The sequence below is a fragment of the Exiguobacterium sp. s130 genome, from assembly GCF_018619055.1.
GTDB lineage: Bacteria > Bacillota > Bacilli > Exiguobacteriales > Exiguobacteriaceae > Exiguobacterium_A.
Map to the genome: position 1 here is coordinate 443,643 of NZ_JACSNI010000002.1, position 18,038 is coordinate 461,680.

Annotated in this window: 22 protein-coding genes; 1 reads left to right on the plus strand and 21 read right to left on the minus strand. The window is 47.6% G+C overall.

From position 1 onward, the window contains the following. Positions 1–91 precede the first annotated feature (91 nt). Positions 92–979, plus strand: coding sequence for a YitT family protein (locus tag HZS85_RS06225; protein WP_035396836.1), 888 nt, complete (start codon positions 92–94; stop codon positions 977–979). A gap of 43 nt (positions 980–1,022) precedes the next feature. Here HZS85_RS06225 and HZS85_RS06230 read toward each other — a convergent pair whose 3' ends face one another. The 21 genes from HZS85_RS06230 to der form a co-directional block, all read right to left on the minus strand. Then, complete coding sequence (locus tag HZS85_RS06230; protein WP_214854420.1) at positions 1,023–1,703, minus strand: zinc metallopeptidase; 681 nt, start codon at positions 1,701–1,703, stop codon at positions 1,023–1,025. A gap of 44 nt (positions 1,704–1,747) precedes the next feature. Next, positions 1,748–2,350 (minus strand): DUF1405 domain-containing protein, encoded by a 603-nt coding sequence (locus tag HZS85_RS06235; protein WP_251137856.1) that lies wholly within the window; start codon positions 2,348–2,350, stop codon positions 1,748–1,750. A 54-nt stretch (positions 2,351–2,404) separates the two neighbouring features. Continuing rightward, on the minus strand, positions 2,405–3,196 hold the full coding sequence (locus HZS85_RS06240; protein WP_035407183.1) for a menaquinol-cytochrome c reductase cytochrome b/c subunit: 792 nt from the start codon (positions 3,194–3,196) through the stop codon (positions 2,405–2,407). 40 nt (positions 3,197–3,236) lie between these two features. Next, the gene (qcrB, locus tag HZS85_RS06245) at positions 3,237–3,908 is read right to left on the minus strand and encodes a menaquinol-cytochrome c reductase cytochrome b subunit (protein ID WP_214854423.1); all 672 of its coding nucleotides are present in this window, start codon (positions 3,906–3,908) and stop codon (positions 3,237–3,239) included. A 3-nt stretch (positions 3,909–3,911) separates the two neighbouring features. Continuing rightward, positions 3,912–4,418: a ubiquinol-cytochrome c reductase iron-sulfur subunit gene (locus HZS85_RS06250; protein WP_035396830.1), complete on the minus strand. Its 507-nt coding sequence runs from the start codon at positions 4,416–4,418 to the stop codon at positions 3,912–3,914. Positions 4,419–4,522: 104 nt separating this feature from the next. Beyond that, positions 4,523–4,963: a DUF2487 family protein gene (locus tag HZS85_RS06255; protein ID WP_035407181.1), complete on the minus strand. Its 441-nt coding sequence runs from the start codon at positions 4,961–4,963 to the stop codon at positions 4,523–4,525. 183 nt (positions 4,964–5,146) lie between these two features. Beyond that, the gene (locus tag HZS85_RS06260; protein WP_035407179.1) at positions 5,147–5,677 is read right to left on the minus strand and encodes a ReoY family proteolytic degradation factor; all 531 of its coding nucleotides are present in this window, start codon (positions 5,675–5,677) and stop codon (positions 5,147–5,149) included. A 28-nt stretch (positions 5,678–5,705) separates the two neighbouring features. Next, the gene (locus HZS85_RS06265; RefSeq protein ID WP_231496842.1) at positions 5,706–6,992 is read right to left on the minus strand and encodes a tetratricopeptide repeat protein; all 1,287 of its coding nucleotides are present in this window, start codon (positions 6,990–6,992) and stop codon (positions 5,706–5,708) included. 11 nt (positions 6,993–7,003) lie between these two features. Further along, positions 7,004–8,260 (minus strand): 3-phosphoshikimate 1-carboxyvinyltransferase, encoded by a 1,257-nt coding sequence (aroA, locus tag HZS85_RS06270; RefSeq protein ID WP_214854426.1) that lies wholly within the window; start codon positions 8,258–8,260, stop codon positions 7,004–7,006. Next, positions 8,251–9,312 (minus strand): 3-dehydroquinate synthase, encoded by a 1,062-nt coding sequence (gene aroB / locus HZS85_RS06275; RefSeq protein WP_214854429.1) that lies wholly within the window; start codon positions 9,310–9,312, stop codon positions 8,251–8,253. The genes aroA and aroB overlap by 10 nt, the downstream gene beginning before the upstream one ends. Beyond that, a complete protein-coding gene (gene aroC, locus HZS85_RS06280) occupies positions 9,309–10,463 on the minus strand; it encodes a chorismate synthase (protein WP_214854432.1) in 1,155 nt (384 codons plus the stop codon). The genes aroB and aroC overlap by 4 nt, the downstream gene beginning before the upstream one ends. Positions 10,464–10,482: 19 nt before the next feature. Continuing rightward, entirely contained in the window at positions 10,483–11,259 is a 777-nt protein-coding gene (locus HZS85_RS06285; protein ID WP_035407169.1) for a CheR family methyltransferase, read from the minus strand. A gap of 192 nt (positions 11,260–11,451) precedes the next feature. Continuing rightward, complete coding sequence (ndk, locus tag HZS85_RS06290; protein ID WP_214854435.1) at positions 11,452–11,868, minus strand: nucleoside-diphosphate kinase; 417 nt, start codon at positions 11,866–11,868, stop codon at positions 11,452–11,454. A gap of 93 nt (positions 11,869–11,961) precedes the next feature. Then, positions 11,962–12,924 carry a polyprenyl synthetase family protein gene (locus tag HZS85_RS06295; protein WP_214854438.1) on the minus strand — a complete coding sequence of 321 codons (963 nt, stop codon included), beginning with the start codon at positions 12,922–12,924 and terminating at the stop codon, positions 11,962–11,964. A gap of 1 nt (position 12,925) precedes the next feature. Beyond that, entirely contained in the window at positions 12,926–13,633 is a 708-nt protein-coding gene (locus HZS85_RS06300; protein WP_035407160.1) for a demethylmenaquinone methyltransferase, read from the minus strand. A 22-nt stretch (positions 13,634–13,655) separates the two neighbouring features. Continuing rightward, complete coding sequence (locus HZS85_RS06305; RefSeq protein WP_214854441.1) at positions 13,656–14,234, minus strand: heptaprenyl diphosphate synthase component 1; 579 nt, start codon at positions 14,232–14,234, stop codon at positions 13,656–13,658. 140 nt (positions 14,235–14,374) lie between these two features. Further along, on the minus strand, positions 14,375–14,647 hold the full coding sequence (locus HZS85_RS06310) for an HU family DNA-binding protein (protein WP_012370671.1): 273 nt from the start codon (positions 14,645–14,647) through the stop codon (positions 14,375–14,377). Positions 14,648–14,732: 85 nt separating this feature from the next. Further along, positions 14,733–15,467: a hypothetical protein gene (locus tag HZS85_RS06315; protein WP_035407154.1), complete on the minus strand. Its 735-nt coding sequence runs from the start codon at positions 15,465–15,467 to the stop codon at positions 14,733–14,735. Next, the gene (locus HZS85_RS06320) at positions 15,464–15,661 is read right to left on the minus strand and encodes a DUF2768 domain-containing protein (RefSeq protein ID WP_231496841.1); all 198 of its coding nucleotides are present in this window, start codon (positions 15,659–15,661) and stop codon (positions 15,464–15,466) included. The genes HZS85_RS06315 and HZS85_RS06320 overlap by 4 nt, the downstream gene beginning before the upstream one ends. A gap of 18 nt (positions 15,662–15,679) precedes the next feature. Next, complete coding sequence (locus HZS85_RS06325) at positions 15,680–16,705, minus strand: NAD(P)H-dependent glycerol-3-phosphate dehydrogenase (RefSeq protein ID WP_035407152.1); 1,026 nt, start codon at positions 16,703–16,705, stop codon at positions 15,680–15,682. A gap of 14 nt (positions 16,706–16,719) precedes the next feature. After that, on the minus strand, positions 16,720–18,030 hold the full coding sequence (gene der / locus HZS85_RS06330) for a ribosome biogenesis GTPase Der (RefSeq protein WP_029342014.1): 1,311 nt from the start codon (positions 18,028–18,030) through the stop codon (positions 16,720–16,722). Positions 18,031–18,038 lie beyond the last annotated feature (8 nt).

Consider the following 18,038-nt stretch of genomic DNA (forward strand, 5'->3'; position numbering starts at 1 on the left):
TTTCGAATGATTTTCATAGGAAAAGCTAGTCTTTTTCCGACCGTGCCGTTACCCTAGAGAAAGAGTCTTGATTTGAAAGGAGCATACGGAAATGGCACCTCCATTCCAATTCCCGATTCGGATCCAGAACATCCTCTGGATTTTAGTCGGATCGTTCATCTTTGCTTTTGGTATTTATCATTTTAACGTTCAAAATGAGTTAGCAGAAGGCGGTTTCACCGGAATCACGCTGATTCTAAAAGGTCTGTTCGGATTATCACCATCGATCACGAACTTAGTATTGAATGTCCCACTTTTTTTCGTCAGTTATAAAATTCTTGGTCGGACGACCTTCGTCTACACGTTGATCGGTACATTCAGTTTTTCCTTCTGGTATGGATTGATTGCCAAATATTCACCACTCGTCATCGACCTGCGTGACGATATGGTGCTTGCTGCGCTCTTTGCCGGTGTATTCATCGGCGTTGGTCTTGGTATCATCTTCAACAATGGTGGTACGACTGGTGGTGTCGATATCATCGCGCGTTTGACGAAACGCTACTTCGGTTGGTCGATCGGTCGAACATTCTTGATCTTCGATTTCTTTGTCATCGTCGCATCCTTGACGTATCTCGACTACAAGCAAGCGATGTATACGTTACTTGCCGTCTACGTCGGTGCCCGCGTCATCGATTGGATGCAAGAGGGCACGTATGCCGGTAAAGCAGCGATGATCATCAGTGATCACCGGACGGAGATTGCCGACGGTATTCATGCGACGATGAATCGTGGCACGACCCGCCTAATCGCAAAAGGCGGTTACTCTGGACGGGATCTCGAAGTATTGTACGTCGTCGTCGCTCGCAATGAAATCAATCGCTTGAAGACGCTCGTTAAAAGTGTCGACCAGCACGCCTTCATCACGTTGCATGATGTCTATGAAGTAACGGGAGAAGGATTCACGTTCGACGAAAATCGAGTCCCAATCAAAGAAACGTAAAAAAAACACGGATCGCTCAAACGAGCAATCCGTGTTTTTCATTTTAGTCATCACTTGACGGGTTGAAGACGAGCAGTGCGAGACGAAGAAACTCGGCGACGGCGACAAGTGTTGCTGCGACGTACGTCCAAGCGGCTGCGTTCAAGACACGGCGTGAACCACGTTCTTCTTCCGCGTCGATGATTCCGTGATCTGTCAATTGCGCCATTGCTCGGTTCGAAGCATCGAACTCGACCGGTAACGTGACGAGTTGGAAGATGACCGCTCCAAGCATCAGCACGACACCTAGCATCGCAAGACCAGTGAACCCAGCGAATAGACCAATCAACAACAGAGGGAACGATAAGTTCGACGTGATTGAGGCGACAGGTGCAATGCGGTGCCGGACACGCATCATGTTATAATCCGTCGCATCTTGGATGACGTGACCAATTTCGTGTGCCGCAATCGAAACGGCTGAGACCGTCGAACCGTAATAGACGTCTTCTGAAAGCCGGACGACTTTATTTGTCGGATCATAATGATCGGACATCGTTCCACCAATCGGCTCGAGCCGGACGTTCGTAATCCCGTTCTGCTTCATGATGAAGTCAGCGACCTGTGCTCCTGTCACCCCACTCTGAATCGGAACATCTTGATATTTTTTATAGGTGCTCCGCACCCGCATCTGAGCCCAAATCGGGACGATCATGATGATCGCGAGATAAATCAAATAGTTTGCCACGAGACATCGTTCCTTTCTTTTTTGTTTATAGGTCTATTTTATGTTCAAGCGACCTTATTGTCAATTGAATCGCGTGCGACAAACAGATATCCCATCAAAAGACATAATCCAGTCAACCAGAAAGAACCGTATCCGATCCATTTGATGTGCTCTGCAAGCGCCGGGTACCGGGGCCATTGCCCAAGGACATAATCGACGACATCGTTATGAACGACCCAAATCGCAACGAGAACAAGTTCCTTGATGCGAAATGTCATCAAAGGACTGAATAACAACGCCTGAAACGCCATCGCTCCGTGCGACACCATCAGCATCAGTGCCATCGTTGTTAAGTAGGCGTTTGATGTGCCGAGTTCGTTCAACATCAAGGCATTCATGACGACCGCCCAGACACCATATTTGATCAATGTCACGAATGCGAGCGCTTCAAACAAGCGGGAACGTCGTCCGAAAATCCATAGAAAAACGATGATCGTAAAGAACAGCGATGCGGTTGGGCTATCCGGAATGAACGGATAGAAGTACCACTTCGATGTCGCGAGTTGTGGTTCATACCAGTAGTAGCCGTATAGGGTGCCTGCTAAGTTGATCAATCCGACGATCCAAAGCACGGCTTTATGACGGAGTAAAGTAAGTATTCCTTGCAATCGTTTCACCTCATCATCGACAAAAGCCGGAGGATTGCTCCCCCGGCTTTTGGCTTATTTATTGTTTTCGCCGCCTTCACCGTATGAAGCGATGAATTTCGCAAGTTCTTTATGATCGGCATCTGAGCCTTTGAACTGACCAGCCGGCATCGAACCGACACCTTTGACTGCGATATCATAAATCTCTTTTTCAGTCTTTTTCGTTCCGACGAGCGCTGGAGCTGCTGCTCCACCTTCGAGGTTCTTACCATGACAGTTGACACATGACTGGTTCGAATAAATTTCGTATCCTTTTGCCGATGTATCAATTTTTGGTCCTTCGTTCATCGTCAACTCACCTTGCTTGTGGATGGTATCCCAGTGTGTCGTTTGAACAGATTCCCATGTCAAGAAGACGATCGAGACGACTGCGAGGAGCATCATGCTGACGGCGACTGGCCGTTTCGCAGGACGGCGTTCAAGACCTTGGTCGAGCCATGGCGCGACGAGAAGTGCTGTGAACGCAAGACCTGGAAGGATGACTGTTCCCATCAAGATGTATGGACCTGCAGCGAATTGGTATTTCAAGAGCTGATAGAGGAATAGGAAGTACCAGTCCGGAAGTGGAATGTACGACGTATTCGTCGGATCGGCAATGTTTTGAAGTGGTGCTGCTTCTACGATTGTCAGAGTCATGAAGCCGATCAAGAAGACCGCTCCAACCATCCATTCGCGAAGTAAGAAGTTCGGCCAGAACGCTTCCGTTCGACCTGGATATTCCGAATAGTCTTTTGACTTGTTCGGCATCCGGTTATTGATCGACACCCGTGAATCGGTGACGAATTTCATTCCTTTACCACGATGCATCGTGTTCTCCCCCTTTTTTGTTGTCTAGATGATAGTCGGTTTAAAGTGGTCCAGAGATCCCTTGTTTACGGATCATCAAGAAGTGGGCCCCGAGCAAGACGAACAATGCTGCAGGAAGGAAGAAGACGTGAATCGCAAAGAATCGAGCGATTGTACTTGCGCCGACGATTTCTCCACCCGCAAGGAGGGTCTTCGCGATACCACCGATGACCGGGATACTTTCAGCAATCTGAATCGTAACTTTTGTCGCGAACAACGCTTTCATGTCCCAAGGCAATAGGTATCCTGTCAGACCGAGAGCTAAGACGACGAAGAACAAGAGAACTCCGACGACCCAGTTCAATTCACGTGGTTTTTTGTATGAACCAGTGAAGAAGACACGTAATGTATGTAGGAACAACATTACGATAACGACAGACGCACCCCAGTGGTGCATACCACGAACGATTTGTCCGTGTGCGACTTCGTTTTGTAGATAGTAGACGGACGCGTGTGCGTTGATGATGTCCGGTACATAATACATCGTCAAGAACATCCCCGAAAGAATCTGGATGACGATCGTAAAGAACGTCAATCCGCCAAAACAATAAACGAAAGCTGAAAAGTTATGTGCCGGGTTGACGTGCTCCGGTACTTCATGATCGGCGATGTCTCGCCAGAGCGGCGTAATATCAACGCGCTCATCAATCCAATCATAGATTTTTTGCATCATCGCTTACGCACCTCTTTCGACTGGTTTACCAAGGTAGAGGTAACCATCTTTCTGTTGCATTTCATACTCATCGAGTGGTTTCGTTGGAGGCGTACCAGGTACGTTCGTGCCATCCTTCGTATACCGTCCGAAGTGACATGGGCAATAGAATTGCTCCGGGTGCGTTGGATCTGCGCCGAAGCTGACTTGGCAACCTAAGTGTTTACAAATCGGTGAAAGGGCCAAAATTTCTCCCTTATCATCTTTGAACACCCAAGCCGACAACGTTTCTTCGAACTCATACCACGCATCTTGCGTTTGTTTCTTGAAGTCGACCCGTTTTGGTTCTGTCGTGATATCCGACAACTTCATTACTTTTACTTTATCGCCTGCTCCTGATTTCTTCAGGACTGGATCAACTGCGAAGTTGACCATCGGCATGACCATTGTCGCAGCCATGAAACCGCCGACGCCTGTCAATGTATACGTCAAGAATTGACGACGTGTTACGTTAGACCCGTTTTGAGCCATCTCGATCCCCCCTTGTGATGTACGCTGTGCCCCAAGACGACAGTACTTCACACAAATTTCTCACATGGTAATAGTATCTTAATAAAATCATTGCGTCAACCGCTTCATAGCGCGGTCCAACGGTTTCCTAACTGTTCGAGAACTTGTCCAACAAAATTCCCGACCATCTGACCTTGTTGGTCACGACTCATCGTCTCAAGAGCTAGACGTGGCACGTAGATAATCTCTTCTGCGGCAGTCTCCTTCCACCTTAAATCAGCGGTGATGAAGGTGATGAAACGGAATTGCCCGGAAGCAGCCGCTTGACGCCATCCTTCCAACTGTTCGATCGACGGTACATCGATGTAGGTCATGGCAGGTAAGAGCAACGCCCGTCCAGATAGCTGGCGTTCGACTTCGGACGCCACCGTCAATGTCATGTCTGCGCATTCCGCATAAGCATGCATCGCCTCATCGAAACCGATCGGAAGCAAAGGCACGATTAGCGTGTCGATATACGCTTGCTCGCTTCGTGTCCGCTGTACGTCGGATGGTTTGAAACGCAAGTCATTTCCCCCTTTCTTTCTTACTTACAATTCGTCACATTTAATGTATCATATCCACATTTCCTCCTGCTCTCTTAATGTGAACGTTTTATGAAATTCCACCCTATTTTTCTTCATATTTTGCACAAATCTTCACATACGAAAAAGACTCTATCGCCTGTTATAAGCAATAGAGTTCTTTGATTAAGGGAGTTGATTTCGAACGAGACGTAACTGTTCGGAAAGGGAGTGGAATCGATGTTGATCGCGTGCATCAAGTGCTTCATCGATCAATCGGACCAACCGTTCTTCTTCTTGTCGATTGACCGTGACAGCGATGAAATGAGTCGCTTCATCTGCTAAACGCGGTTCAACAGCGACTTCCGGACGAAATGGATTTTCTTCCAGTAAAGACAAGTATTCATCGTCCATCATCATGCCTTGGAAGTTTAGCTCGATGTAGATATCTTCCGATGTCAAACGAATGTCATGATACGCTTTTTCTGGATCTAGCGTCGTGACGTCCCCTTTTTTAAAAAGAAACGGTTCCGCATCGAATCCATATGTCGTCATGATAATGGCTTTCGGAGCGAAAGTCGCATTTTGAACGAAGTGTACCTGCTCGAGTTTTGCCTCGTTACGCAACCAGTAATCGATGATCCATTTTGCTTCCCGTCGCTTTAACGTGTAATAGGTCAAGATGCGGCGTAAGAATCGCTGCTTTCTCTCTATCATCTCAATCCTACTCCCTTCTCCCGTGAAGTCATCCATCCATTCGTTCAACATAGTCGACGAGTTCGTTATCCTCTGGTGTCAACTGTGCAGCGCGTCGTAAGAGACGTTGTCCCTCTTCACGCCGTCCTTCCTCGACGAGTGCAAAACCATACTCTTTCAAGAAAAGCGCGTCTTCCGTGAATGCGCCTTCGACTATCGCATAGTTCTCCATCGCTTGCGTGTATTCCTCTAACGCATATAAAGCGCGCGCCCGGTACCATGTCAGAATTGGAGCCGTGACATGTTCTTCAATGGCTGAGATCGTCTCAATCATTGCTTCATGATCCTCATCTTCTGCCAGTAACGAAAGCAAACGTTCCGCTGCGACGATTGATTCCGGGTTTAAAGCGAGTGCTTCACGTAACGCTTGAACACTTCCTGCGCGATCGCCGAGTTTGAGAAGGAATAAGGCTTCCATCGTCCGTAACTCGTCATTATAATCATCGCGCTCCATCCCTTGCTTGATGACGTTCAGTGCTTCTTTCGTCAGCCCAAGTTCGGCTTGGCTTTCCGCGTACGGTACATACGCTGATGTATAATCCGGATCCTGCGCAATCAATTGTTGGAATGTCTCGACTGCTTTTTGGTGTTGACCGACACGGTGAGCCGTCATCGCAAGACCAAACAGCGTATGCAAGTCGGAACGTTCTGCGACAGCACGTTCATACAGTGGAATCGCATCCTCAAATTGTCCTGTCATCGCGAGTGATTCCGCGTACAGGGCATCGAGCGGCAATTCAGCACGTAACTCTGGACGCTCTGCGATTTCAGCGAATAGTGGTACCGCTTGATCAAACGCACCGAGCGTCATGTAGAGCTCGGCTAATCCGTATGCCAGTAATGGTTCTTCAGGAGCGAGATTACGTGCTTCCTTCAGCTTCGCTAATGCCACTTCGTCAAGACCTTGTGACTGATAGAGGTCAGCGAGTAATACGAGAGAACGGGGACCATATTCCATGTCCGTTGTGTCGACCTGCTCAAGGACAGAAATCGCTTCCTCTTCCCGGTCCAAATCGATATAACATTCTGCCAGTAACAAGGCGACTCCGGCGTTACCTGCGTATTCGACGTAAAGCGGTGCCAATAGATTAACTGCTCGGTCTGATAATCCAAGTTCGATATAGAGATCGGCAACCGCGAGGCGATCCTCATCCGTCCCTGTCTTTTCGAGTTGTTCTAGTGTCGCTAAGGCTTCCGAGGTATGGCCGTGTTCTAGTTCTTCGATGATGCCATTCAATACTTGTTCATTCAAGGCAAACGCCCCACTTTCTGTCATCCGCCTATTTCTTACTCAGATCGGTCGGATTGAAGTTTATTTAAATCATCATAGAACGTTGGGTAGCTGACTTCAACTACTTCGCGTCCATGCACTATAATTTCCGGGTTGATTGTCGCCGCGATCGTCAACATCATCGCGAGTCGGTGATCACCTGCACTGTCAACTTCCGCTGCTTGCAAAGGTGTCGGTCCTTCGATAATCATACCGTCATCCGTCGCCTCGATATTCGCCCCGAGACGCCGTAACGCCGTCACGACCGTCTCGATCCGGTCCGTCTCCTTGACACGGAGCTCTTCCGCATCGCGAATGATCGTTCGTCCCTCTGCTTGCGTCGCAAGCAATGCAAGTAACGGGATCTCATCGATCAAGGAAGGGATTTGTTCACCTTCGACCGTGGTCGCTTGCAACGATGTCGTCTCGACGGTCACATCTGCCGTCTCCTCTCCACCATCTTCTGAGCGATGATCGATTTCGACACTTGCCCCCATCTGGCGCAACGTCTGTAAAAAACCGATCCGTGTCGGATTCATCAAGACGTGCGTCGTCGTGATCCGACTATCCTGCCCGATCGCTGCTGCCGTCCACCAAAACGCTGCTGACGATGGATCCCCCGGGATGTCGAGTGACGTCGCTTGTAAATGTACAGGACCTTGAACACGAATATGTCGACCATCTTCGTAGTCATCGATCGATACGTCAACGCCAAACTGCGGCAGCATCCGTTCCGTATGGTCCCGTGATAGAATCGGCTCGATGACCGTCGTCTCGCCCGTCGCATGTAAACCTGCGAGTAAGACGGCACTTTTCACTTGCGCGCTTGCGACCGGTAACGTATACGTCGTTCCGACAAGTGGCGTTCCCGTAATGTGAAGCGGCGCCGTCTCACCTGTTATGTTCGCTCCGAACAAGGCAAGTGGTTCCGTGATCCGTTTCATCGGACGTCTGCGCAAGGAAGCATCTCCATCGAGTACATACGTTGCTTGACCGCCTGCTAGAATCCCACTTAAAAGACGGATCGTCGTTCCCGAGTTTCCGCAATCGATCGTTGCTTCATGAAACGTTTCCGTACCGGTGATGCGAATTTCTCCTGCTGTTCGCTCGACGTGTGCCCCAAGCGCTCGCATCGCTTCTAATGAAGCGAGACAGTCCGCTCCTTCGAGTGCATTTCTGACATGTGTCGTTCCTTTAGCGATCCCACCGAACAGAAAAGCACGGTGTGTCATTGATTTATCGCCCGGTACTTGTACTGTTCCTCTTAATCCCATTCTAAACACCTCATTGTTTGATTGAACGCTTGTTGCAATCGTTCTTCACTGAATGCCTCTAAGTCAAAACGTCCTTCTTTCTCAAGGACGAATCGGATCGTAGTTTGGTGATTCTTTTTGTCACGACGCATCAGTTCCAGATATGTCTCGAACGATTGTCGGTCCGGCAATCCGGTTCCGAGACGGTGGAGCAATCGTCCGAGTTGTTCCGCCTGTTCCTCATTTCCTTCCAAAAACTTGACGAAGACGAGTCCGATCCCTACTGCCTCGCCATGCGACAGACCCGGGCTCGCATATTCAACGGCATGCCCGAATGTATGCCCATAATTCAAGAAGGCACGCATCCCTTGCTCCGTCTCATCTTGTTCGACGATATCCCGTTTAACGTTAATCCCTCGTGCGAGCCAGTCTTCAAGATCAAGCTCTTTGATAGTATCCAACGAGACATCGAGTAACGTATCTGCAAACGATGGTCGTGCGAGGAATCCATGTTTGACCAATTCAAAGAAGCCGCTCCGCCATTCCCGATCTGGTAATGTCTGAAGAAGCGTTAAATCATACACGACACCGCTCGGTTGATAAAATGCCCCGACCAAGTTTTTTCCAAGCGATAAATTCACACCGACCTTTCCACCTACACTCGAATCATGTGCTAAGAGTGTCGTCGGAATTTGAATGAACGGAATGCCGCGCAAAAAAGTCGCTGCAACGAATCCCGCTAAATCACCTATCATGCCACCACCAAACGCAAGGATGATACTATGTCGTGTCATTCCATGACGTATTCCCTCTTCCAATAAAGAACCGTAGACCGCAAGCGATTTACTCTGCTCCCCAGCTGGCACAGTGCTGACATGAATGTTTGTTGATTGAGATATAGACCCTAATGCCTCTTGCAACGTGTGCAAGTGCAAGTCGCGAACTGTCTCATCCGTAATGATCCAGATGCGATCCGCCTCGTTCAGCGCCGAAAGATGCGACAAACGTGCTAATGCCCCATTTCCGACAAATACTGGATATGACGTTTTTAACCGGATATCAAGCTCGATCAAAACGTTCGAACCTCCTCTGTATAAGCGGCAACGGCAGCCTGAAGACGATCAATCGTTGATGTTCCGAACATTTCAAGGATAGCGACCGCAATCTCAAACGCAACGACGGCTTCTAAGACAACAGATGCGGCAGGAACGGCACAGGCATCACTTCGCTCGATTTGTGCCGTGAAGGCTTCCTTCGTCTCAATATCGACTGATTGCAGGGGACGATAGAGAGTCGGAATCGGCTTCATCGCTACTTGGACGCGGATCGGCATCCCTGTCGACATTCCGCCTTCGATTCCACCTAGATGGTTCGTCCGTCGATGATATCCAGCGTCATCATGAATGATTTCATCTTGGACGGTACTACCCTTGCGACGACCGAGTTCGTACCCGTCACCAAAACCGACGGATTTCATCGCATTGACGCTGATGACAGCTTGCGCGATTCGGCTGTCGAGCTTTAGATCGTTTTGGGTAAAGGATCCAATGCCTGGCATCATGCCCGTCACGACGACTTCGATCTCACCGCCGAGTGTGTCGCCTTCTTTTTTGGCAGCATCAATTTCCTCCATCATTCGTTGACCTGCAAGTTCGTCGGCACAGCGAACAGGTGAAGCATCAATCGTTTCCTGATATTCCTCAGGATCTTTCCAAGGGGCATCAATCCCACCGATTGATCGTACATGCGAGAACACTTCAATTCCGAGTTCATTCAGTAATTGTTTAGCGAAGGCACCGACGGCAACACGTGCTGCTGTCTCACGTGCTGAAGAACGTTCCAGCACATCGCGTAAATCACGATGACCGTACTTCAATCCGCCAACGAGATCCGCATGTCCGGGACGTGGACGCGTTAATGTCCGTGGGCGCTCCAACTCTTCTTCGAGCGGTTCCGCCTGCATGACTTGTGTCCAGTGCGTATGATCCTTATTCTCGATGAACAAACTGATCGGTGATCCCGTCGTATATCCGTGGCGAATCCCACCACGTGCATCAATCTGATCTTGTTCGATTTGCATCCGTCGACCTCGTCCATATCCCCCTTGACGACGCGTCATTTCACGCTGAATGGCTTCGAAATCAATCGTGAGTCCTGCCGGCATCCCGTCAATGATGACGGTCAATCCTTTTCCGTGTGATTCTCCTGCTGTCATATAACGCATTCGCTTCATCCCTTCCTGTTCAACCGATTTTTTCGTAAAAGAAGCTTTGTTTCATCTTTAATCCAAATCGTTCTGGTTGGAAAATTTGTTCCGTTCCTCCAACGAACAGAATACCGCCTGGTTTTAATGCCTCGACGAACGAACGATAGACATGTGCTTTCGCTTCTTCCGTAAAATAAATCAGTACATTACGGCAGATGATTAAATCAAAACCGGTATCGTACCGGTCGCCTAACAAATTATGTTTACTGAAACGAACAAGTCGTTTGATTTCTGGAACAACTTCGAATGTTTGCTCCTGCTCGATGAAATATTGCTTTTTCCGCGCTTCTACGACCTCATTCAATGCGGAAGCTCCGTATCGACCAAGCTTCGCTTTTTCAAGGACAAGCTCATCCAAATCCGTTGCTTGAATCGTAAAAGCCGACGAATCGAGTCGTTCACTTAAGATCATCGCTAGGGAATACGGTTCCTCTCCCGTCGAACAGGCAGCACTCCACGTTCGAATTCGTCCATGTGCACGTGATTCCAAGACCGGTAAGATGTCTTGCTCCAATTGTTGCCAACGTATCGGATTACGGAAGAATTCACTGACATTAATCGTCATCCGATCTAGAAATTCTTCGTATAACGAGGTACTTTTGTCCATTGCCTGCATATAGGATGCAAACGTACTGTACCCTTTTTTGTCACGTAACGCCGTCAACCGTCGTTTCATCTGTGCTTCTTTATACTGACCGAGATCAATCCCTGATTTGATCTTGAATCTTTGAATGAAAAGTTCGTAATCTTCCAAATGGCACACCTCGCTCACTCTCGATATCAAATGGTCATCTCTTTGACCGGTTCAACTTATTTTCTATAGTAGCATAAAGCTATAGGCATTCCAAAAAGCAATTAACCAATCCGGTCAGTCCGTTTTACAAGAATACGACAAAAGGGATTCGATTGAATCGAATCCCTCCCCGCTTGTCCTACTATTCATGTATTAGACATTAACTGGCTGTCCTTGAAACCAAAGACCCAGCTCACGCTCCGCACTTTCGATACTGTCTGAACCATGAATGACGTTCTCACTCATCGTGTTCGCAAAATCACCACGGATCGTTCCAGGTGCTGCTTCAAGTGGTTTTGTTTTTCCGATCATCAAACGAGAAACGGCAACGACGTCTGCCCCTTCAACACGCAGAGCGACGACAGGACCTGACGTCAGGAAAGTGACCAACTCTCCAAAGAATGGTTTCTCCGCATGTTCCTCGTAGTGTGCTTTTGCGAGTTCTTCTGTAACGTTCATCATTTTCATTTCACGAATGATGAATCCTTTGCGTTCGATCCGTCCGATGATTTCCCCAATCAATCCACGTTTTACGCCATCCGGTTTGACCATTAAAAATGTCTGTTCCATCTCTAGTTCCCCCTATGAAATGCTTTTAGAAAAGCGCTTACATAGTCAGTTTACTGGCTTTTTAGAAGAACAGCAAGAAATTTTTGACAATCTTTATCCTTTTCGTTTACCAACGTAGCGCGCCACTTCTTCGAGCGATCGTTTAGCGGAAGATTTAGGTAAGGGTTCGAGCCGGTTGATGGCACGACGAATGTAAAGATCGACCGTTCGTTGTGTTCGTTCGAGGGCACCTGAAGTTTGAAGAAATGCTAGCAATGGTGCAACTTCTTCATGGGTAGGCATCGTCTCGATTTTCGAAAGACTTTCGTAAAAGGCAGCATCTTCCGCTCCATAAAAGACGGGTAACGTCTTATGTCCATGACGTAGATCCTCTGCCACTGGCTTACCAAGTTGCGTTCGATTCGCTGTGAAGTCAAGCAAATCATCAGCAATCTGAAAAGCGAGTCCGATATCTCGTCCAAACAGTCGTAACGCTTTCGTATCGGCCGCTGAACAATTCGCAACGATTGCACCTAGATGGCAACTTGCTTCAATGAGAATGGCTGTTTTTCGTTCAATTCGTTTGATATAACGTTTAATCGACTGTTCCCAATCATATTGATCATAGATCTGTTCAATCTCACCCTCGCAAATTTCACGCATCGTATGGACCATGACTTGGACCAGCTCTGGTTTTCCGACTTCTCCAATCAACCGAATCGCTTCCCCAAACAAATAATTGCCTGAATAAAGCGCCACTTCTTCATCGAAGTATTGCATAACGGTCGGTTTTCCTCGTCGTAGTTCAGCGTCATCAATGACATCATCGTGTACAAGCGATGCCATATGGACGAGCTCAAGACTTGCTGCTACACGGATCAGTTCATCGCGATCTGCCTCACCGAATTTAGAGGCTAACAATACGAACGCTGGTCGAATCCGTTTTCCACCAGCTTTCAGCAGTTGTTTTCCTGCTGCATCAATCGTTGGTTCCTCCGAAGCGATATGACTGATCAGAAAACGATCGACTAAATTAATTTCCTTCGTGACATCACGGTAGATGGAATGCAGTGACATCTCACCACTTCTTCCCAAGGTGCATCGCAGCAGCCCCACCCGCGAATGCTTTGACTTCCACTTGCATGAAGCCTGCCTGTTCGAAGAGTTGTTTCAGTTCGACACGGTCGAGGAACACTTCCGTTGATTCTTGTAACCAGTTGTATTGATCATACGATTTAGCAAGCAAACGACCTACTTGTGGCATGATTTTTCCAAAGTATAGCGAATATGCTTCTCGGAAAATCGGTGCCGTCGGTTGACTCGTTTCCAGACAGACGACTGTTCCACCTGGTTTTAAGACGCGATGCATCTCTTTAATGACCTGAAGGTAATCAGGAACGTTCCGTAAACCGAAACCAATTGTCACGAAATCAAATGAGTTGTCACCAAACGGTAAATCCATTGCATTTCCGTGAATCAATTCGATGTTTTTCATATCGAGCGCTTCTACTTTCTCCACGCCGACTTTTAACATGTTCTCTGAAAAATCAAGTCCCTTGATGACACCAGTCGGACCGGCTGCTTTTGCCAGTTGAATCGTCCAGTCTGCCGTTCCACAACAAAGATCAAGACATTTAGCACCTGGGAAGACTTGCATCCGGCGCATCGTTTCGCGTCTCCACAATTTATGCAGTCGGAAGCTGATGACTGAATTCATTTGATCATAGTTCGTTGATATCGATTGGAACACTTCATACACTTTTTTTTCTTTATCTTTTGTCTGCACACTGCTCACCCTTTCCAAGATCTCATGCTACCGCCATCTGTTCGAGATGCGATAACAGTAATTTCTGTGCGACCAGATCTAGCTGCTCTGCCTGTTGCTGAATGATCTGCCGTCCTTGTCGTGTCAGCCATTCTCGTTTGGTGATTGCCGCGAGTCCTTGCATTAATCCGTACTCTGCTGTTAACCATAAGAGAACCCGTTCTTCCGTTGATTCATAGTTCATTTCGTGTAAGGCACACTTCGCTTCATTGACACGTTGAATGGTCCGTCCGAGTGAGACGAGAACCTCTTTCGGCAAACCCGCTAATTGTTCGAAGAAGTAGCTCGAGAAAAGATCTCCAGCTAATACAAGAAGCTGTCTTTCCTTCGAACCGCGTAATGTTTTATTGACGCGTTCATGCAGACGTAAGGCGACTTGTGCGAAATGAATCGCTTTGACGAGTGCTTCTGAATCTAGCTTGTCATGTTGAGCGACATCAATCAACCAACGGATCTGCTCACGATCGATGGAAGGGAAATCCACATGTCGAGCCAATCGTGTCGTTTGTTTAGTGGTGAGTGCAGTGATGATTTCATCCACGCGCAGCTCATGTTGTTCCATGCTTTTACCCCCCGATCTCCAGTGCCATCTCGTTGATGGACGTTCTTCTTTTTTAATATACCATAATCGGCGGGCTTTCACGCTTCTGAATGTCCACAAAAAAGCCGCCCGAGAAAATCTCGGGCGACTATGTAGCCGGATTACTTCACAGCATCTTTCAATGCTTTACCTGGTTTGAAGGCAGGTACTTTGCTTGCTGGAATCTCGATATCTTCTTTCGTACGTGGGTTGCGACCTTTACGGGCTGCACGCTCACGGACTTCGAAGTTACCAAATCCAATCAATTGGACTTTCTCTCCAGACTGAAGTGTCTCAGTGATCGATTCGAATGTTGATTCAACAACTTTCGTCACGTCTTTTTTTGTAAGACCTGATTTTTCGACGACTGCTTGAATGAGTTCAGTTTTGTTCATTACTTTCACCCCCTCCCAATCACTTCTTCGAGGGTAATCATACCCTATAAACGTTGCTATTACAACATTTTCGTGTAAATAACGTTCAATTTTCAGATTCTTCGCTCGATTTCTCTGAAAACACAGGTTCGCCTTTTTCGTTTATCGTGTAGCTTTGAGAATAGGCAGGAACAAAAGGTTGATCTTCATAAAGCAAATACCGAATATCCTGACCGACTTTCGGCTTTTTCTTCGCCGTTTGTACAGCTTTCTTCAACTCTGGCAAATAGTTGATGAAAAGACGACCTTGACCATCGACATAGATCGATAGCTTTTCATCTGAGTACGGACTTGGAACAGTCGGTTCTTTTTTGATGAATAACTTTTTATAGTCAAGGGTAAACTGATTTTTTCCGATGGAGCCTTTGAATGGGTACTTATCATTCTTCTTGCGATACGCATCAATTCGGACCTGAAGCTTCTGTAGTTCTTCCGCGACAAGCAAATCCATCAATTTGACAGTCGGCTTCGTCTCAACGTCGACCAACAAATAGATGAATGTTCCCCCGCCTTCGAAACTGTTCGTTGGTGGATCACTCATATAACGAGGTATCAGACGGCCCAGTTCGATTTGATAACGTTCCATGAGTGGCGTATCTGCCTCCATCGTTTTGATCGGCAAAACACCTGTGTCTTTCTGGTATGCATCGACGGCATCCTGAACGGTACGTAATTGTTGCGGATACGGCACGCGGTTCGACGGTTTCTGGCTGTCCGGAAAGAGACAACCTGATAATAACGTCACCGGAATGAGCATGAGTAGTACGAACCACTTTTTCATGCGCTCGGTCCCGCCATGACGATGAATACCATGATGATCGACGCAACGATGAAACAAACGAATGCCAAGGTTGACACGAGAATCTGCCAAATCCCTTTCAACTTCGTCCGACTGACCGTGACCAGCAAGACACTGATCGCAAAGAGTCCGATGCCAGCGAACGAAATCCACATTTTTAATAATCCTGGACTCAAGATTTCCACCCCACTCCGTTAATCTTTCGTCGTGAAGAGATGCTCGATCTCATTTTTTTGTGGTCGTTGCATCAATTTTTTGACTTCTTCTTCCGGTGTATGACCGTCAAAGAGAACATGGTATAAAGCAGAAGTAATTGGGAGTTCACATTGTTTCGACTCTGCTAGATCATATGCAGCTTGTGTCGCACGAACACCTTCTACGACCATTCCCATGTTTTCAAGCACTGTCTCTAGTTTTTCTCCTCGACCGATGGCATTTCCCGCACGCCAATTTCGGCTATGGACAGAAGTACAAGTGACGATTAAGTCACCCATTCCTGTCAAGCCGGTGAACGTCATTGGGTTTGCTCCAAGCATCGTTCCAAGACGAGCCATCTCGACCATTCCACGCGTAATCAAGGCTGCCTTGGCATTGTCCCCGTAACCGAGACCATCTGTCATACCCGCAGCAAGTGCAATGATATTCTTCAGTGCTCCACCGAGTTCTGCCCCGATGATGTCCGCATTGAGGTAGACACGGAAGTTTTCATTCGTAAACAATTCCTGCACACGACCAGCCTCTTCTAAATCATCCGATGCAACGGTCACCGTCGTCGGTTTACGTAACGCAACCTCTTCAGCATGTGAAGGACCTGTCAAGACACAAACCGCTTTACGTTTCGCCGGGTCGACCTCTGCTTCGATCAACTCAGACAATCGAAGATGTGTCTTCGGTTCGATTCCTTTTGATGCATGAATCAGGACGACTGGTTCTGTCAATAGTTCATTTAATTGACGAGAAACCGCACGAATCGCAGATGACGGTGTCACGATCAAAATATGTGTCGCGCCTTCGACCGCCACTTTGAGATCCGTCGTCGCCTTCAAGGATTGTGGCAACACGACGCCCGGCAAGAATTGCGCATTTTCATGATGTTCATTGATACGGTCGACATTTGTTTGTTCACGACCGTAAAGAATGACTTCCTGATCATTATCGGCTAAGACGAGCGAGAGCGCTGTTCCCCAGCTTCCTGCTCCGATGACAGCGATTTTGGTCATACTGAATCACCTCATTATTGTTTTTGACGAGCTAAAATCCGGATTGGTGTACCTGTGAAATCAAATGCCTCCCGAATCCGGTTCTCGAGATATCGTTTATAAGAGAAGTGAAGCAATTCTGGATCATTGACGAACAAGACGAACGTTGGCGGACGCGACGCGACCTGAGTCGCATAGTTAATCCGTAAACGAACTCCTTTATCTGTCGGCGCAGGGTTCATAGCGACAGCATCGACGATGACATCGTTCAAGACACTTGTCTGAATCCGTTGCGCATGACTGTGCGCTGCTTGCTGAATGACTGGTAATAACGTTTGTAAACGACGTTTTGTTTTTGCTGAGACGAAGACGATTGGTGCATAGTCAAGGAAACGGAATTCTTCCCGAATCTCTTCTTGCATCTTTTTCATCGTCTTATCATCTTTTTCAACAGCATCCCATTTATTGACGACAATGATGACCGCGCGACCTGCTTCATGGGCATATCCTGCTACTTTTTTATCTTGTTCGATGATACCTTCTTCACCATCAAGAACAACACAGACGACATCTGCTCGTTCGATTGCTTTTTGAGCACGCATGACACTAAAGCGTTCTGTCGATTCATAGACTTTCCCGCGTTTTCGCATCCCTGCCGTATCGATGATGACGTATTCTTGTTCATCCCGCGTAAATGGTGTATCGATTGCATCACGTGTTGTACCAGCGATATTCGAGACGATGACACGCTCTTCACCAAGAATCGAGTTCGTCATACTTGATTTCCCGACGTTTGGACGACCAATCAAGGCAAACTTAATCGTACTTTCGTCATATTCCAACTCTTCTTTATCTGGTGCTAATTCAAGGACACGGTCGAGTAAATCACCAAGTCCAAGACCATGTGTACCAGAAATCGGGAATAAGTCCCCGAATCCAAGAGAGTAGAATTCATACATTAAATCACGCATCTCAAAATTATCCACTTTATTGACAGCTACGACGACTGGTTTGTTCGAACGGAACAACATGTTCGCGACTTCCTCATCCGCTGCTGTGATTCCTTCGCGTCCGTTCACCATGAAAATGATGACGTCCGCTTCATCAATGGCGAGCTCCGCCTGATGACGCATCATTTGAAGTAGGGGCTCATCCCCAACTTCGATTCCACCTGTATCAATCAAATGAAAATGACGATTCAGCCATTCTCCAGTTCCGTAAATACGGTCGCGGGTAACGCCTGGCTTGTCTTCTACGATTGAAACCCGATCTCCAATCACCCGGTTAAAAATCGTCGACTTTCCGATATTTGGGCGACCTACGATCGCCACGACTGGAATTGCCATCCCAACAC

Coding starts and splice junctions, on each gene's coding strand:
- HZS85_RS06225 (WP_035396836.1), top strand. CDS start 92: ATGGCACCTCCATTCCAATTCCCGATTCGGATCCAGAACATCCTCTGG.
- HZS85_RS06240 (WP_035407183.1), bottom strand. CDS start 3,196: ATGCATCGTGGTAAAGGAATGAAATTCGTCACCGATTCACGGGTGTCG.
- HZS85_RS06265 (WP_231496842.1), bottom strand. CDS start 6,992: ATGACAGAAAGTGGGGCGTTTGCCTTGAATGAACAAGTATTGAATGGC.
- HZS85_RS06295 (WP_214854438.1), bottom strand. CDS start 12,924: ATGTCACTGCATTCCATCTACCGTGATGTCACGAAGGAAATTAATTTA.
- der (WP_029342014.1), bottom strand. CDS start 18,030: ATGGCAATTCCAGTCGTGGCGATCGTAGGTCGCCCAAATATCGGAAAG.
- HZS85_RS06325 (WP_035407152.1), bottom strand. CDS start 16,705: ATGACCAAAATCGCTGTCATCGGAGCAGGAAGCTGGGGAACAGCGCTC.
- HZS85_RS06305 (WP_214854441.1), bottom strand. CDS start 14,234: ATGGAACAACATGAGCTGCGCGTGGATGAAATCATCACTGCACTCACC.
- aroA (WP_214854426.1), bottom strand. CDS start 8,260: ATGGGATTAAGAGGAACAGTACAAGTACCGGGCGATAAATCAATGACA.
- qcrB (WP_214854423.1), bottom strand. CDS start 3,908: ATGATGCAAAAAATCTATGATTGGATTGATGAGCGCGTTGATATTACG.
- ndk (WP_214854435.1), bottom strand. CDS start 11,868: ATGGAACAGACATTTTTAATGGTCAAACCGGATGGCGTAAAACGTGGA.
- HZS85_RS06315 (WP_035407154.1), bottom strand. CDS start 15,467: ATGAAAAAGTGGTTCGTACTACTCATGCTCATTCCGGTGACGTTATTA.
- HZS85_RS06260 (WP_035407179.1), bottom strand. CDS start 5,677: ATGATAGAGAGAAAGCAGCGATTCTTACGCCGCATCTTGACCTATTAC.
- HZS85_RS06310 (WP_012370671.1), bottom strand. CDS start 14,647: ATGAACAAAACTGAACTCATTCAAGCAGTCGTCGAAAAATCAGGTCTT.
- aroC (WP_214854432.1), bottom strand. CDS start 10,463: ATGCGTTATATGACAGCAGGAGAATCACACGGAAAAGGATTGACCGTC.
- HZS85_RS06250 (WP_035396830.1), bottom strand. CDS start 4,418: ATGGCTCAAAACGGGTCTAACGTAACACGTCGTCAATTCTTGACGTAT.